At 58.4% G+C, this 14,578-nt stretch carries 17 protein-coding genes; 3 read left to right on the plus strand and 14 right to left on the minus strand.

Features of this window, described 5'->3' with window-relative positions:
* Position 1: 1 nt before the first annotated feature.
* The 8 genes from D0544_RS09235 to D0544_RS09270 form a co-directional block, all read right to left on the minus strand.
* On the minus strand, positions 2-796 hold the full coding sequence (locus D0544_RS09235; protein WP_125015658.1) for a beta-ketoacyl synthase chain length factor: 795 nt from the start codon (positions 794-796) through the stop codon (positions 2-4).
* Positions 796-1,971, minus strand: coding sequence for a beta-ketoacyl-[acyl-carrier-protein] synthase family protein (locus tag D0544_RS09240; RefSeq protein WP_125015659.1), 1,176 nt, complete (start codon positions 1,969-1,971; stop codon positions 796-798). The genes D0544_RS09235 and D0544_RS09240 overlap by 1 nt, the downstream gene beginning before the upstream one ends.
* Positions 1,972-2,112: 141 nt before the next feature.
* Positions 2,113-2,994, minus strand: a complete 882-nt coding sequence (locus tag D0544_RS09245) for an LpxL/LpxP family acyltransferase (protein WP_125015660.1) — start codon at positions 2,992-2,994, stop codon at positions 2,113-2,115.
* A complete protein-coding gene (locus tag D0544_RS09250) occupies positions 2,987-3,301 on the minus strand; it encodes an ApeI family dehydratase (RefSeq protein WP_207905804.1) in 315 nt (104 codons plus the stop codon). Before D0544_RS09250 ends, D0544_RS09245 begins: the two co-directional genes overlap by 8 nt.
* The gene (locus tag D0544_RS09255; RefSeq protein ID WP_125015661.1) at positions 3,294-4,649 is read right to left on the minus strand and encodes an AMP-binding protein; all 1,356 of its coding nucleotides are present in this window, start codon (positions 4,647-4,649) and stop codon (positions 3,294-3,296) included. The genes D0544_RS09250 and D0544_RS09255 overlap by 8 nt, the downstream gene beginning before the upstream one ends.
* An 87-nt stretch (positions 4,650-4,736) precedes the next feature.
* Positions 4,737-5,006, minus strand: coding sequence for a phosphopantetheine-binding protein (locus tag D0544_RS09260; RefSeq protein WP_125015662.1), 270 nt, complete (start codon positions 5,004-5,006; stop codon positions 4,737-4,739).
* Positions 5,007-5,151: 145 nt separating this feature from the next.
* The gene (locus D0544_RS09265; protein WP_164880886.1) at positions 5,152-5,586 is read right to left on the minus strand and encodes a GtrA family protein; all 435 of its coding nucleotides are present in this window, start codon (positions 5,584-5,586) and stop codon (positions 5,152-5,154) included.
* The gene (locus D0544_RS09270; RefSeq protein ID WP_125015664.1) at positions 5,579-5,872 is read right to left on the minus strand and encodes an acyl carrier protein; all 294 of its coding nucleotides are present in this window, start codon (positions 5,870-5,872) and stop codon (positions 5,579-5,581) included. The genes D0544_RS09265 and D0544_RS09270 overlap by 8 nt, the downstream gene beginning before the upstream one ends.
* 371 nt (positions 5,873-6,243) lie before the next feature.
* Between D0544_RS09270 and D0544_RS09275 the strand changes: the two genes are divergently transcribed.
* Genes D0544_RS09275 through D0544_RS09285 form a run of 3 tightly spaced genes read left to right on the plus strand, consistent with a single transcriptional unit; the run spans position 6,244 to position 8,313 of the window.
* The gene (locus D0544_RS09275; RefSeq protein WP_125015665.1) at positions 6,244-7,260 is read left to right on the plus strand and encodes a glycosyltransferase family 2 protein; all 1,017 of its coding nucleotides are present in this window, start codon (positions 6,244-6,246) and stop codon (positions 7,258-7,260) included.
* Entirely contained in the window at positions 7,250-7,975 is a 726-nt protein-coding gene (locus D0544_RS09280; RefSeq protein WP_207905805.1) for a class I SAM-dependent methyltransferase, read from the plus strand. Before D0544_RS09275 ends, D0544_RS09280 begins: the two co-directional genes overlap by 11 nt.
* The gene (locus tag D0544_RS09285) at positions 7,972-8,313 is read left to right on the plus strand and encodes a DMT family transporter (RefSeq protein ID WP_125015667.1); all 342 of its coding nucleotides are present in this window, start codon (positions 7,972-7,974) and stop codon (positions 8,311-8,313) included. The genes D0544_RS09280 and D0544_RS09285 overlap by 4 nt, the downstream gene beginning before the upstream one ends.
* 4 nt (positions 8,314-8,317) lie before the next feature.
* Here the strand turns inward: D0544_RS09285 and D0544_RS09290 are convergent, their stop codons facing one another.
* The 6 genes from D0544_RS09290 to ffh all read right to left on the minus strand — a co-directional run bounded on the left by D0544_RS09290 (position 8,318) and on the right by ffh (position 14,435).
* Entirely contained in the window at positions 8,318-10,723 is a 2,406-nt protein-coding gene (locus D0544_RS09290; protein ID WP_125015668.1) for a tetratricopeptide repeat protein, read from the minus strand.
* A gap of 142 nt (positions 10,724-10,865) precedes the next feature.
* The gene (gene rplS, locus D0544_RS09295; protein ID WP_125015669.1) at positions 10,866-11,219 is read right to left on the minus strand and encodes a 50S ribosomal protein L19; all 354 of its coding nucleotides are present in this window, start codon (positions 11,217-11,219) and stop codon (positions 10,866-10,868) included.
* A 58-nt stretch (positions 11,220-11,277) separates the two neighbouring features.
* The gene (trmD, locus tag D0544_RS09300; protein ID WP_125015670.1) at positions 11,278-12,027 is read right to left on the minus strand and encodes a tRNA (guanosine(37)-N1)-methyltransferase TrmD; all 750 of its coding nucleotides are present in this window, start codon (positions 12,025-12,027) and stop codon (positions 11,278-11,280) included.
* Positions 12,028-12,029: 2 nt separating this feature from the next.
* Positions 12,030-12,587 carry a ribosome maturation factor RimM gene (gene rimM / locus D0544_RS09305; protein WP_207905806.1) on the minus strand — a complete coding sequence of 186 codons (558 nt, stop codon included), beginning with the start codon at positions 12,585-12,587 and terminating at the stop codon, positions 12,030-12,032.
* Positions 12,588-12,612: 25 nt separating this feature from the next.
* A complete protein-coding gene (gene rpsP / locus D0544_RS09310; protein WP_125015672.1) occupies positions 12,613-12,858 on the minus strand; it encodes a 30S ribosomal protein S16 in 246 nt (81 codons plus the stop codon).
* A gap of 164 nt (positions 12,859-13,022) precedes the next feature.
* Positions 13,023-14,435, minus strand: coding sequence for a signal recognition particle protein (gene ffh / locus D0544_RS09315; RefSeq protein WP_125015673.1), 1,413 nt, complete (start codon positions 14,433-14,435; stop codon positions 13,023-13,025).
* Positions 14,436-14,578 lie beyond the last annotated feature (143 nt).

Genomic DNA, 14,578 nt, shown 5'->3' on the forward strand with positions numbered 1-14,578 from the left:
CTCAGCACCGGGGGGAGACCCCGATGTTAAGTTGCAGGGCGGGGCCCAGCGACAACGCCAGCTCTCCCCCCTCTCCACGAGCCAGCTGCACCAGCAGGGGCAGCAGCTCGGCCGCCGGATTGTCCTCGCGCAGTCGCTGCAGGGCCTCATCTTCAAGCGGCGGAGCCCCGGCCCCGGCCTGGCGACTGAGTTCCAGGCTGGCGATGCTGTGGGGTGAAGGGGTAGAGCCCAGCACCAGCGCCGCCCCAAACAGGGACTCGATAGGCAGCGCCCGTTTGAGGGGCTCCGGGGCCGGTATATCGTAGGCGCACAGCAGCACCTGGGGCTCGCCGGCTGCTAGCTGCATAGCGGCGTCGAGCAGGCCTCCGGCGGCGCTGTAGCGCCCCATCGACAGGCAGTTGAGCGGTTTTGTACAGCCACGCCCTATGCTCCAGTAGCCGCCGGCAGCATTGTGTACCGAGTTGTGGAAGCGGGTCGGGGAGACGGTTTCAGGGGCCGAGACCAGGGTCTTGCACATGTAGTTGAGGATATCGCTGTCGCCGTTGGCGGTGGCAAATATGGACGCCAGGGACTGACCACCGAGTCCGGCCCGGTTCACCGCCTGCAGGGCCACTTCCAGGGCCAGGCGAACGGTAAGCCCGGTGCGCCGTTGCTCCCGGGCACTGAGCAGGGCCGGCCGGGGTGCGTGTGCCTCGGCCAGGGCTTCGCCGTCGCAGCGGTTGAGTCGCACAGTCCCCTCTGGCCAGCTCGCCATACCCGGGGCCCAGAGGCCGATCCCGTCAACAAAGAGCCGCATCACCCCCTCCCCAAAATCAGGCTGCAGTTGTTGCCGCCAAATCCAAAGGAGTTACTGAGCACCCGTTGCACCGTCCCCTCCCCTGAACGAGAGAGCACTTCGATGGCCAGTTCGGGGTCGGGGGACCCGCGATTCAGGCTACCCGGCAAGAGGTTGTTCTCGATCGCCAGGGCACAGATCACCGCCTCGGTGATCCCCGCCGCGCCAAGGGTGTGGCCGGTCCAGCCCTTGGTGGAACTGCAGGGGGGAGGCACCTCAAACAGGCGGCTGACCGCCAGCGCCTCAACCGCATCGTTGAGCGGCGTTGCGGTGCCGTGCAGGTTAATGTAGTCAATATCACCGGGTTGAAGCCCCGCGCTGGCCAAAGCCTGACCCATGGAGGCCACGGCCCCCTCCCCCTGCGGGTGGGGGCTGGAGATGTGGTGAGCATCACTGCTCTCTCCTACCCCCAGCAAGCAGAGGGGGGCCGCCTGACCCGGCCGACGCCGTTCCAGCAGCATAAAGCCGCCACCTTCACCAATGTTGATACCATCCCGGCCCAACCCATAGGGGCGGCAAGGGTAGGCGGAGATCAGCGACAGCGCGTTGAAGCCGTAGAGGGTACTGTCGCAGAGGCTATCCACCCCGCCGACCAGGGCGCCGTCGATCCAGCCCGATGCCAGCATCCGCTGCGCCATGGCAAACACCTTGGCGCTGGAGGAGCAGGCGGTGGAAACACAGAAGCGCGGCCCCTCAAGATCCAGGCGGCGGGCCACAAAATCAACCAGTGAGTAGTTACTCACGCTCCCCATATAGGAGACCTCAGGCGTGCCCTCGCTATCACCAAGGCGAGAAAAATCCTGCTCAAAATCGTAGATCCCGGAGGTACTGGTCCCCAGAAAGAGGCCGATGCGATCGCTGCCGACTCTTTCCCGCAGCTCGGCCACCCGCTCCTCAAACCCGTCCTGGCGCAGGCAGAGGTCGGCGAGGCGGTTATTGCGGCAGTCGAGATCCCGGTAACCGGCCCCCAGCGCATAGCTGTCGAGTTCGCGGACCCGGCCAATGTAGGTGGGAAGGGCGTTGAAGTCATTGACCGCCAGCCCGCTGGCGTGGGTCCGTAATGCCTTCAGCAAGCGGCGCGAGCCAACTCCGGCACTGTTGCTGGCGGTAAAGGCGGTGATCTGTATGGACGGCATAGCGACACGGGGAGTGGAACAGGGGGCCAGTATAATCACCCCCAGTGCCCAGTGAAAGCACCGGCGCCGGTGAAGGAGCGGCGCCCCCATGCCCGCCGCGCCAAACAGCGGCGACCCTGGCCTGGGAGGAGTTAAAGGGGCTCAGCCCCAGAAGGGGTAAAAGTTGAACCAGTTATCGGGCGCCTCGCGCACCCGCCGGGCCAGCCGGTTGGCGTAGTCCTGCACCGCGCCCTGCAGCCAGGCTTCCCGTTCGCAACGGGGCAGCGCGGAGGGTACCTCGAAGGGTTCGAAGCAGAGCCGGTAGCGCCCGCCCCCGAGGTTGATGCCAAAAAAGAGCACCACCGGAGCCCTCAGGGCCAGGGCCAGGGTCAATGGCCCACGGGGAAAGCGGGCCGGGGCTCCCAGAAACTCGCAAATCAGGGTGCGCTGGTCCGCCGGTGCGCGATCCGCCAGCACCCCGACGCTCAGCCCCTGCTCCAGTGCCTCCTTCACGGCCAGCAGACTGTGGGGGGGGCCCAGTTCGATCACCTGGCCCGTCAGGGTTGGGTCGAGTGTTTCCATCAACTGCTGCACCATGCGCGCATTGTGAGGGTACATCAGCATGCGAAAATCACTGCCCTTCGCCTTGCCGACCGCCCGTAACAGGTCAAAGCTGCCAAAATGGGCCCCCAGCAGCAGGCAGCCGCGCCCCTCGGCCAGCACCTGCCGAAGGTGCTCCTCTCCCTCCAGTGACCAGCTCAACTGCTGGCGCCGGTCATTCACCATCAGTACACGGTCCAACAGGGTTTCGGCAAAGCGATGAAAGAGGCGGAAGCGGTCCGCAAGGCGGGCGGGGCGACCGAGCACGCGCAACAGGTAGTCACTGACGGCGGCGTTGGCCCTGGGGGCAAAGAGACAGAAGTAGAAGCTAATGGGGTGGAGCAACAATGCTGGGGGCCGTCGCCCCCAGCGGCGACAGATTCCGGCAATGGTGCGCAGCGCCCAGGGGTTGGAGCGTTCGCGCTGGCGCAGCCATTCAGCCATCGCGAGGCGTCACCCGCATCGACCCGCTGAGCAGGGGCTCACCGGCCTGGGTGCCGTAAAAGTTCACTTTCTCGCCACTGCATTGATAGCGCACCTCGAAGCCGCGCCCCGCACGCAGGGGGCGCAGGAACTTAACACGGGGAAACGCCTCGAGCGCAACGCCTCCGCCCTGCTGCCGGGCGAAGGCCTCAAACAGGGTAGAGAGGATCACCACCGCAGGCACCACCGGGTTACCGGGAAAGTGCCCCGCCAGGCTAGGATGATCATGAGCAACACTCATTGAAAGGGTAAACTCAGCGTCAACCATTGCTTTGCTCCTTGCGCCGACTCTCATCGAGACTGGCCCGGGCATCGGCCAGCGCCTCCAGCAGCGCGCTGCGAGGCAACTTGCCACTGGCATTACGGGGTAACCTGTCAACCTTCAGCAGCGGGCGGGGCAGAAATACCGGATCGACCAGGGGGCGCAAGCGGACGCGGATCTCCTGCACGCTGAGCCGTGAAACCACCAGGGCCGACAAACGGGAGTATTCGTCATTTTCGGCAAAGACCACGGCGTCTTCCACCCCCTCGATGGAAAGCATCAGCTGGGTAAGGCCGGCAAATGAGTGGCGCTTGCCTGCGATCTTGGCCAGGTCCTGGTTACGCCCGCTGAGCAGGAAGCGCCCGTCCGCTCCACACTGCAGACGGTCCGACAGCGGCTGGCGGCCGTTTTCATCCTCCAGCCAGCTGTGCTGCGCATCGCTGTATACGCGCAGCCCCGGCAGCGGAGTCCAGAGGCTCTCGAGAGCAGTGCGGCGGGTCGCGACCACTCCCGTTTCCGTACTCCCGTAGACCTCAACCAGCTGGCAGTCAAAGCGCTCTTCAAGGCTCAGTGCCAGTTCGGACGCCAGGGGCGCGGTGGCGCTGAGCATGCCCCCCGCGGGGGGGCAGGGGGACGGCAGCTGGAAACAGTAACGCAGGTGCCCCGGGGTGCTGACCAGCAGAGTATCGGCGCTCAGGCTGGCAGCGATATCCGCCGGGTAGAAGGGGCGCCGGTCCAGCGCACAGAGGCCGGCCACCAAAGGCAGCAACAGGCCGTTTTCCAGCCCGTACATATGCTGCAGGGGAACCGTGGAGAGCACCCGGCGAATACCCGGTTCCAATACCACCGCGGCGGTGGTGCGCGCCCGTTGCCACAGCTGGTGGAGGGATTTCGGCTGCGGCCGCGGGCAACCGGTCGAGCCGGAGGTATACAGCAGCAGGGCGTCGGGGCGCCGCCAGTAGTCCTCCTCCAGCGCGGGCGCATCCTCCACCAGCGGCTGATGGGGATCGAGGTCACCCAGCCTCAGCTGCAGGCGGGAAAAGCCGGCAACCGGAGCCACAGGCTCGCAGTCGTTGACAAGGCACAGGGGGGAGTCGAGTTGGCGCAGGGCATCCAGGGCCGTCCCGCTTTCATCGCTGGGCAGGACCATCTGCTGGCGTCGCAGCAGGGTCGCCATCCAGGTCACCAGGAACGCCTGGTGACTGCGGCACAGGTTGACCACCGCTTGTCCCTCGGGAAGCTGGTTTGCGAACTGCTGCGCCTGGGCCAGCAACGCCCGGAAACCCACGCCCTCGCCCCGCTCATTCAAGAGCAGGGGAGCCCCGCTTGCGGCCGCCGCTAACAGCCGCTGCATACTAGCTCCGGCCCTGCTTCCGGTGCCCGACACCTGGCCCCACAGGGTTGAGGTCGGCGGGGCGAACCGGACCGTCCGCCACGGGCATCACGCGCGATACTGCTCGATATGGGCACAGAGTGCGCGCAGTGAAGAAAAGATGCGGGCGTTATCGGGGTCATCGGACTTGAGTTGCAGGCCATAGTTTTGTGAGACCGCCAGGGCGATCTCCAATGCATCGATCGAGTCCAGCGCCAACCCCTCATCACCGAACAGGGGCTCCTCGGGATCGATCTCCTCGAGGCTGATATCCTCCAGGTTGAGCACCTCGATCATGAGCTCCGCCATCTCTCTTTCGATACCTTGAAACTGCGCCATGGGTTTTACTGCCTCCTGAGTCTGGTGCCCGTCGAATGGGCGGGCAATTATAACCAATAAGTGCCCCGCCCATCACCGGTTTAGGGCGGCAATTTGCTCCCCCCGGCCCTCAGCCGCGACTTTCTGTTTTACCGGGTGCGCTAGGCTAGCCCGGGTGGGTGCGACGAAACACCAGCCAGAGATTAAGCAGATAGGTCACCACCGACGCCCCCAGGGCACCCAGGATAAAGGCCAGGGTGTCGGCAAAGGGGGCCAGCAGTTCAACCCGCAGCAACAGGGCACGCACCCCCACCGACAGCAACGAGGTCACCGCTCCCCCCACCAGCGCCACCACGACGTAGAGACTGAAGACACGACGTCGCCGGTCGGCAAGTTCATAGTTGAAGGTAAACTGGCGCTGCAGCAGATAACTGGCCACGATCGCGATCCCGTAGGTGACCACCACGGTCGTCAGGTAGGTGCCGGTGCCACCTCGCGGTAGCAGCCAGGCCAGCAACTCGCGGAACAGCACCGCCCCCAGGCCCACCACACTACCCACGATGACGTAGCGCGCAAAACGGGGCAGCGGCACCCTAGCCATCCCCATTGCTGGAGGAGGGGCAGGGCTCAAGACAGGTCACAAAGTGCAGCTCCCGCTCGAACAGCCAGTTCGGGAGGCTTCTCAACAGGTACCCCCTTGAGTGCAGCCCCCACGTTTCGGCCAGCATCCCGTCACCACAGCGCACATCCAGCACCTGTGCTCCCTCCGGGATCAAAGGCCCCAGCGCGTCGATCGAATCCAGCGCGAGCCCTTCATTACTAAACAGAGGCCGTTCGGGGCCGCTCTCATCGAAACTCACACCCTCCAGATTGAGCATCTTGATCATGAGCACCACCATCTCTCTTTCAATACCTGAAACTGCTCCATGGGTTTTAGCAACTCAGATTGGTTAATACCCAAAATCGTGGCGATTATATATGAAGTTGGGGGTCACCACTAAGGCTTCCCCACCCGGTAAGCACTGCCTATACAAGCTGGGGCTTTTAGTGGAGCACCGACAGGCCCACATCTGCCGACAAGCAGTAAAAATTCATTGAATACGATCCTAAAGGGATCTTCTGATAATAATCACTGAGCAAGGGCAATAAATCCTGCCCAACCCACCGCTAGAATGACAACCTTGTGCTATTGAACCCCGCAGTGGAAACAGGCCTACCGACTGGTATATGGTCTGGATAGAGGAAATCAGGATCCACCATGAAGACGACACTCAAAACAGAGTACGATACAGCCGCCCCCCCCAAGGTGGCTGTTGTAATCCCTTGCTACAAAGTAAGTCAGCACATTATGGGTGTCCTCGAAAAAATTGGCCCACAAATTGAGCGCATCTATGTGATCGATGACAACTGCCCTGAACACACTGGAGACACCGTTGAAGCTAACTGCAAGGATGGTCGCGTCAGAGTTATCAGGCACACCACAAACCAGGGTGTTGGTGGGGCGGTGATGACTGGCTACCGGCAAGCCATTACTGAGGGGATGGAGGTCATCGTGAAGGTTGATGGCGACGGGCAGATGGACCCCTCACTCATTCCCCGGTTTGTCACCCCCATCCTAGAGGGAAGGGCGGACTATACCAAGGGCAACCGCTTCTTCAATCCGGAAGAGGTCAGGTCCATGCCCAGAATCAGGCTGGTCGGCAACGCCATTCTCTCCTTCATGACAAAAATATCGTCGGGATACTGGAACCTGTTTGACCCGACCAATGGTTTTACTGCGATTCATGCCAACGTTGCCTACATGCTGCCATTCAACAAGATAAGCCGACGCTACTTTTTCGAGACTGATCTGCTCTTCAGGCTTAATATCCTGCGCGCTGTTGTGGTTGATGTTCCAATGGCTGCTCATTACGGTGATGAGTCAAGCAGCCTTAAAATCCCAAACATCATTGGTGAGTTCCTGTTGAAGCACCTGCGTAACTTTTCTAAACGGTTGCTTTACAACTACTACCTCAGGAATATGTCATTGGCATCGATTGAGTTTCCCCTAGGCAGCATACTGTTTATCTTCGGCTGTGTTTTTGGCGTTATTCAATGGTCAGTGTCAATCGCTACCGGCCTCCCCTCCTCGGCCGGCACCGTTATGCTGTCGGCTCTGCCTGTAATCATAGGCCTACAACTTTTGCTCTCCTTCATCGGGCATGATATCGGCTCAGTACCCACCCACCCGATCCACCGCTATACGCCCAACACAGGAACAAAATGTGAACACTAAAAAAGCGTATAAGGAGGATCCGGCCTGGATCGCCTACCGCAACCAATTCGCATCCATCTATGACGAGGCAAACTACACCAGCCCATTGCAATCGTGGGTCATGCGCTCAAGCCATAAGCTGCTGGAGCGGCCCTTCGGTGCCGAAAAACACTTTAATAGCGTTTTGGAGGTGGGCGCCGGGACTGGAGAACACCTGGACTTCATTCAGCATGGCTATGATCGCTACCTGCTTTCAGATATGGATCATCACACTCTGGAGATTGCAAAGAAGCGGCACCCAATAAGCACAAAAGGCCATATTGAGTTTAGTGTCCAAAGCGGTGACCAGCTCTCTTTCGAAGACAACTCGTTTGACCGGTTAATAGCCGCCCATGTTCTGGAGCATATCTATCAACCCCACAAGATGCTTCAGGAGTGGGCAAGAGTACTTAAAAATGGGGCCACCATGTCGATCCTGATACCAACGGACCCAGGTCTTGCCTGGCGCCTGGGCCGGCATCTGGGTCCGCGAAAAAACGCCCGCGCCAAAGGCATCCCCTATGACTACATCATGGCCAGAGAGCATGTAAACTCCTGCAACAACCTAATTGCGATATTGCGCCATATGTTTCCTGGCGCCATAGAGTCATGGTGGCCACTCCCTATCGCTTCGATCGACCTCAACCTGTTTTTCACCTTCCACGCCAAGATAACCAAAGAGCAACACGACCTATGAGTGCTTACCTATTTGCCACGCTTTGCGTTATCGCACTCGCCATCGGGCAGATTCTTTTTAAGGCCAGCGCAAACACCCTGGCCGAAACCGGTAGCTTTTTATCAAGCAAGGTCGCCATCCCTCTCTTAGCTGCCTTGCTGCTGTATGCGGCTGCCACAATAGCGTGGGTTTGGGTATTGCAAAGAATAGAGCTAGGGAGAGCTTACCCCTTGATGGCCTTGGCCTTTGTACTGGTTCCATTGGGCAGTCACTTCGCCTTCGGAGAGCAGTACCCCACTCAATACTATTTCGGCGTCGCCATCATCATTGCTGGTATCCTGCTCACCATCAAAGCATAGGCGTTCAATTGGGAACCTCGTAGGCTTTTAATGCCGCTCTCGCCTCTCGGGACAAACGCCCTGCAGGTACTGCATCTACGTACTTTCTGTAAAACTCTATGGCCCTATCAGACGCACCCTCCTCCTGATAGATCTGGGCAATAGAGAAATAGGCCCGCGTTAAATTAGTGTCAAATTGCACGGCCTTTGAATACAGATCGACAGCCCTGGCCGCCTCCCCCTTCTTACGTGCAAGGATAGCCAGGTTGTAATAGGCCGGGCCTCGCTCGGGGTCTTCCGCCAATGCCTTTTGGTACAGATCTTCGGCAAGTTCCAACTCCCCTCGCCGATAAGCCGCAATACCGGACTCAACAAGACGATCCAAATTTTGTAGCATCTCTAATCTGGCTTCTAGCGCCTTAACTTCTTGATCCTCTTTTCCTGCTCGGCGCAATAGTACAACCTTGAGCGCATGGGCCTGAAGATTGTTCGGCTCGCGCTCCAACAACTGATCGACGTAGTCGATGCCGGTGGAGTAATCTCCCAAGGCCATGCTGAGCTCCGCCAGCTCAAGGTAGACCCCGGTAAACTTGGCCATGGAGAGCGCCTGGTGATAGTAGCGGCGCGCAGCCGCAAGGTCCCCCTTCAGCTTGCTCAGAGCACCCATCCAATAGGAGGCCAGGCTTTTACTCCGCTGTTCATTGTCAGCCACAAGCGGAGCCAGTATCGACTCGGCCCGATCAAAGCGCTGGCGAGAGATCCAAAAAACCGCTTTGGATATCTTCGCCTCCAACGATTCCGTCAGTTCCAGATTGCGCTCGATCTCCTCAAGTAGCTGCGAAGTTTGGGACAAATTGAATTTGCTCGTACCCAGCATCGCCACAAACTCCGGATGAAAAACCCGATATTCATCTCTCAGCGCCCGAGCGGCCTCGGGCCGGTCGCGCCGGGCCAGGACAACCGCTTTGTCATCCCAATAAACCAGTGCCCAGTCCGGATTAGGAAAGCCGCTCAGTGCCGCATCCGGGTAGCCAAATCCCATGGTTCCCCTGGCCAATACCGCAAAGCTGAATCCAAAGCGGTCAGACAGCTCGGTCAGCACATCGAAACTGTTGTGGCCGCTGGAATGCTCCTCCAGCAACGACTGCGGTATTTTCCCCCTGGGATCGACGAACACCCTCCTGGAAGGAAAATCACGCCATATGATATAGCCACCGAGTCGAAACGAATTGAATAAAGCACCCCTATGACCAACCTGATCAAGATAGGTCATGGCCTCTTCAGGAATCTGAACCGGGCTCATCGACAGCCCAGGGGCGGGTAGTTCGTGGAGCGAGTAAATCATTACCCCTCCAACCGCAATAAGCGCTATGGCTCTACACCAGACTCTCCGGCCATAGTCTTCCATATAGGAAGCAACCCCCAGCCACACCCTTGATAGCTGGTAAACAACCACGGGGATGGACACCACAACAAAAGGGTAAAAAAAACGGCTGCTGGTTAAAAACAACCCAAAAAAAACCAGCACCATCGAGACATCCATCAACTTTGATAACCCGAGCTGCTTTTTAATAAGACTATAAATAACAAAAACTGCCTGAAACAGGGCAACACCCAGCCCAATCGAGAGATGGAGCGCGTTTTGCTCCCAGCTTGGCGGCAGCAACTCAATAATCATCTCTTTGAAAAAGGTCTGCCCCATCACTGAAAATCCATATAAAAACTGGTCCAAGCCGTTTGGATTAATCAGCGTTGCCAACAGAGAGATCACACCCAGACACGCGAAGATACTTAGCTGACGAAGATCCGGGCGGGAAAGACTCCATGACTCCCCGCGGGTTTCAAACACCGCCTTCAGGGTGCCATAAACCAAGGGTACCAAAACCACAATGACGCTGGAGTGAACGTTACTCCAGAGCATGGCAAGCCAAGGAACCAGCAAAAGCCAACGCCACTGTTGGCGCCCAAGAGCCATCAGATAAAAGATCGACACCAGAATCAAAAAGAAAAGAAGGTCGGGGCGTAGAACAAAGCGCGGCAATAGCAGTGGCATCGCTGCGACGATAATTAAAAAGGATATCCAGGGGCTGGACGAACGATAGAGTGCGTAACGATAAAGCACTACAAACAGCAGAGAGATAAAGCTCGCCTTTAAAACCACCAACCCCGCATAGCCCGAAAGCTGGAACAGGGCGTAAGTTGCAACCGCAAACAGCCAGGAACTAAAAAAAAACGGCTCTTGATCTACCGAAAAAGCAAAGGGCTCATATTCCGGAAAACCAGAATCAGTGATATATCGACCCAGTGAGAGGTGCATCCAAACATCGGTATCGACTATAGGGGCCAAGCCATATAAGAAACCGAGCAAAGCGACGAACCAAGGCATTAGCCGAGCAAGCCTACCGCCTTCAAACCCTACAAAAACTTTCACCGATCATCTCCTATTGGCATCACAGCGATCCTATTAAAACCGATTATTCAAGCGTAACAGCAAATCTTATTCCACCCAGGCCTGCTTACCATAAAAAAGGCAGCCACTGGCTGCCTTTTTTTCATACGCTCGAGGCGCTGGATCAGCCCAGCTTCTCCTTGATACGCGCCTTCTTACCGGTACGATCGCGCATGTAGTAGAGCTTGGCCTGACGCACGTCACCGCGACGCTTGACAGTGATGCTCTCTACCAGGGGGCTGTAGGTCTGGAAAGTACGCTCAACACCCACACCGTTGGACATCTTGCGAACGGTGAAAGCAGAGTTCAGGCCGCGGTTACGCTTGCCCAGAACAAAACCTTCAAACGCCTGCAGACGCTCACGGGTACCCTCTTTTACCTTAACCTGTACGACAACGGTGTCACCGGGGCCGAATGCAGGGATCTCTTTTGACATCTGCTCCGCTTCGATCGCAGCGATGATCTTGTTCTTGCTCATGGTCTACTCCATCTAAAAAAGCAATTAACCTACCCAGACCGTTCCGCGCTTCCGGGGCCTAAGCCTCGTTGTCGTGGTGGTCACGAATAACCTCATCCAACAACTGTTGCTGTTCAGCGTCCAACTCGAGACCCTGCAGCAGATCCGGGCGTCGCAACCAGGTGCGAAGCAGCGACTGTTTCAATCGCCAGCGCCGGATCATCTGATGATTGCCACTGAGCAACACATCAGGAACCTTTCTTTCTTCAATCTCTGGGGGACGAGTATAGTGTGGGCAGTCGAGCAGACCCGTAGAAAACGAGTCCTCCTGGGCGGAGTCCTCATGACCGAGGGTTCCCGGGACAAAGCGTGAGACCGCATCGATCAAGGTCATGGCTGCCAGTTCACCGCCGCTGAGGACAAAGTCACCAATGGACCACTCCTCATCGATCTCGGTTTCAACAACCCGCTCATCAATGCCTTCATATCGCCCTGCGACCAATACCAGCCGTTGGTGGCTGGCCAGCTCCATCACACCCGCCTGGTCGAGCTTACGACCCTGCGGCGAAAGATAGATTACCTTGGCCTCAGTTCCAGCAGCCGCTTTGGCCGCATGGATAGCGTCACGCAGAGGTTGAACTTTCATCAACATGCCGGGACCACCGCCATAAGGGCGATCATCCACCGTTTGGTGCCTATCGTGGGTAAAGTCCCTGGGATTCCAGATATTCACCTCGATCAGGCCCTGCTTCACCGCCCTACCCGTTATGCCCTGCTCCGTGACGGCCTTGAACATCTCCGGGAAGAGTGAAACAACCCCAAACCACACAACTAAAACTCCGGATCCCAATCGACCCGGATAAATCCCTCATCGAGATTTACTTCTTTGACCACCTGATCCTGCAAGTAGGGTACCAAGCGTTCCCGCTCATCGATACTGCCCTTGCATGCCCGCACCACCAATACATCGTTGGCGCCGGTTTCCATCAGCTGAGCCACTTTTCCCAACAGTAATGCGTCGGCTCTACCGCTTTCTGCCTCACTGTCGACCAACACTTTCAGCCCCTGCAACTGGTGCCAGTAGTATTCCCCTGCCTCCAGTTCCGGTAGCTGTGACCGCTCGACCAGTATTTCGCTTCCCGTATAGGTCCGCGCGATCTCACGATCCTCACACCCCTTGAGGTGTACAACCAGGCCCTTGCCATGGCGGCGGGCTTGGTCAATTTCGACCGTCTGCAAACGGCCCTGCTGCTTCAGGGTCCACTGGGGGTAGTCGAGGATATTATCCATCGGCTCAGTGTAGGAATGCACCTTCACCCAGCCCTTAACCCCGTAAACCGTGGTTATACGCCCGAGAACGATCTGCTCTTTGTGCTGGGCGGACGCCACTATTCAACCCTCTGTGAGTAACAGATCAGGCAGCAGCTGCGTCTTTCAGCAGTTTGGCAACGCGCTCAGACGGAGTGGCACCCTGGGCTACCCAGAAGTCCAAACGCTCCTGGTCTACGCGCAGACGCTCTTCCTGACCACGTGCTACCGGGTTAAAGAAGCCAACACGCTCGATGAAACGGCCATCGCGAGCGTTGCGGGAATCGGCCACGGTCAGGTGGTAGAACGGGCGCTTTTTGGAGCCGCCACGGGACAAACGAATAGTTACCATGAATCAGTATTTCCTAGAGTTGAACGGGAGGCACCATGCCTCTTTGACTTACAACAAACGAGCCGGAGCCCTAAAGGGCGCACATTTTACGGGATCACCCTCACAATGAAAACCCCTATTTCACCTGTAAAAAGAAGAAATAGGGGAAACCGGCCCAAAACCCTCTACATGCCGGGGAAGCGACCGCCGGGGGGCATCATACCGCCCATGCCGCCCATGCCGCCCGGACCACCCTTCATCCCCCCCAGACCGCGCATCAGATTGGCCATTCCGCCTTTGCGGGAGACCTTTTTCATCATCTTCTGCATCTGCTTGTGCTGCTTGATCAGGCGGTTGATATCCTGGATCTGGGTACCCGATCCCGCCGCGATCCGCTTTTTGCGCGAACCGTTGATCACATCGGGAAAACGGCGCTCCTGGGGCGTCATGGAGTTGATGATCGCCTCCATCTGCACAAAGGGCTTTTCGTCGGCCATCTTCTGCTGCGCCATCGCCGCCATATTGCCCATGCCGGGCAACTTATCAAGCATGGAGGCCATCCCCCCCATGTTTTTCATCTGCTGCAGCTGGTCACGGAAGTCCTCGAGATCAAACCCCTTGCCCTTCTGGATCTTGCGGGCCAGGGTTTCGGCCTTCTGCTTATCGAGCTTCTGCTCCGCTTCCTCAATCAGCGAGAGCACATCCCCCATACCCAGGATACGGGAGGCGATACGGTCGGGATGGAACGGCTCGAGGGCATCGGTCTTCTCCCCCATACCGAGGAACTTGATCGGCTTGCCGGTAATGTGTCGCACCGAAAGCGCCGCACCACCACGCGCGTCACCATCAGCCTTGGTGAGAATGACGCCAGTGAGCGGCAGCGCATCGTTGAACGCCTTGGCGGTATTGGCGGCATCCTGGCCGGTCATGGCATCCACCACAAACAGCGTCTCGACCGGGTCAATCGCCGCGTGCAGGTCGCGGATCTCCGTCATCATCTGCTCATCAACGTGCAGACGACCGGCGGTATCGACTATCACCACATCGTAGTGCTTGTTACGGGCCTCGGTGATTGCACCCTCAGCGATCGCGACCGGTTTCTGGTCGGCACTGCTGGGAAAAAAGTGCACCCCCACCTCGGAGGCCAGTGTCTCCAGCTGTTTGATCGCTGCCGGGCGGTACACATCGGCACTCACCACCAGCACCGACTTCTTCTTGCGCTCGCTCAGCCACTTCGAGAGCTTGGCCACGGAGGTGGTTTTACCCGCCCCCTGCAGGCCCGCCATCATGATCACGGCGGGCGGACGCGCAGCCAGGTCGAGCTCCTCGTTGGCGTCGCCCATCACCTTGACCAGCTCGCCCTGGACAATCTTGACGAACATCTGGCCGGGGCTCAGGCTCTTTTGCACCTCCTGCCCCACCGCCCGCTCACGGATACGCTCCACAAAATCCTTGACCACCGGCAGCGCAACATCCGCTTCCAGCAACGCCATGCGAACTTCGCGCAGGGTATCCTTGATATTGTCTTCGGTGAGCTTCGCCTTACCGGTAACGTTTTTCAGCGTATGGGATAGGCGGTCTGTGAGATTCTCGAACATCGATCTACCTTATTGCGGCCACCGGGACCGACCCGGAAGTGAAGAGATTAAAATAACGCACCATTATACCCGAAGCCGACGGCGAGACCAAAGGGCATCCGGGCAGAGCATCGCTCACCGGGGCGCAGCCACCCATAAACGCT

It is taken from the genome of Aestuariirhabdus litorea (assembly GCF_003864255.1).
GTDB lineage: Bacteria > Pseudomonadota > Gammaproteobacteria > Pseudomonadales > Aestuariirhabdaceae > Aestuariirhabdus > Aestuariirhabdus litorea.

Bases quoted from the DNA above. Each gene is read 5' to 3' on its own strand.
- D0544_RS09265 (WP_164880886.1), bottom strand. From the start codon at position 5,586: ATGGCTAGGGTGCCGCTGCCCCGTTTTGCGCGCTACGTCATCGTGGGT.
- rplS (WP_125015669.1), bottom strand. From the start codon at position 11,219: ATGAGCAAGAACAAGATCATCGCTGCGATCGAAGCGGAGCAGATGTCA.
- rpsP (WP_125015672.1), bottom strand. From the start codon at position 12,858: ATGGTAACTATTCGTTTGTCCCGTGGCGGCTCCAAAAAGCGCCCGTTC.
- D0544_RS09235 (WP_125015658.1), bottom strand. From the start codon at position 796: ATGCGGCTCTTTGTTGACGGGATCGGCCTCTGGGCCCCGGGTATGGCG.
- D0544_RS09240 (WP_125015659.1), bottom strand. From the start codon at position 1,971: ATGCCGTCCATACAGATCACCGCCTTTACCGCCAGCAACAGTGCCGGA.
- D0544_RS09285 (WP_125015667.1), top strand. From the start codon at position 7,972: ATGAGTGCTTACCTATTTGCCACGCTTTGCGTTATCGCACTCGCCATC.
- D0544_RS09260 (WP_125015662.1), bottom strand. From the start codon at position 5,006: ATGGCGCAGTTTCAAGGTATCGAAAGAGAGATGGCGGAGCTCATGATC.
- ffh (WP_125015673.1), bottom strand. From the start codon at position 14,435: ATGTTCGAGAATCTCACAGACCGCCTATCCCATACGCTGAAAAACGTT.
- D0544_RS09245 (WP_125015660.1), bottom strand. From the start codon at position 2,994: ATGGCTGAATGGCTGCGCCAGCGCGAACGCTCCAACCCCTGGGCGCTG.
- D0544_RS09250 (WP_207905804.1), bottom strand. From the start codon at position 3,301: ATGGTTGACGCTGAGTTTACCCTTTCAATGAGTGTTGCTCATGATCAT.
- D0544_RS09275 (WP_125015665.1), top strand. From the start codon at position 6,244: ATGAAGACGACACTCAAAACAGAGTACGATACAGCCGCCCCCCCCAAG.
- D0544_RS09270 (WP_125015664.1), bottom strand. From the start codon at position 5,872: ATGATCAAGATGCTCAATCTGGAGGGTGTGAGTTTCGATGAGAGCGGC.
- D0544_RS09255 (WP_125015661.1), bottom strand. From the start codon at position 4,649: ATGCAGCGGCTGTTAGCGGCGGCCGCAAGCGGGGCTCCCCTGCTCTTG.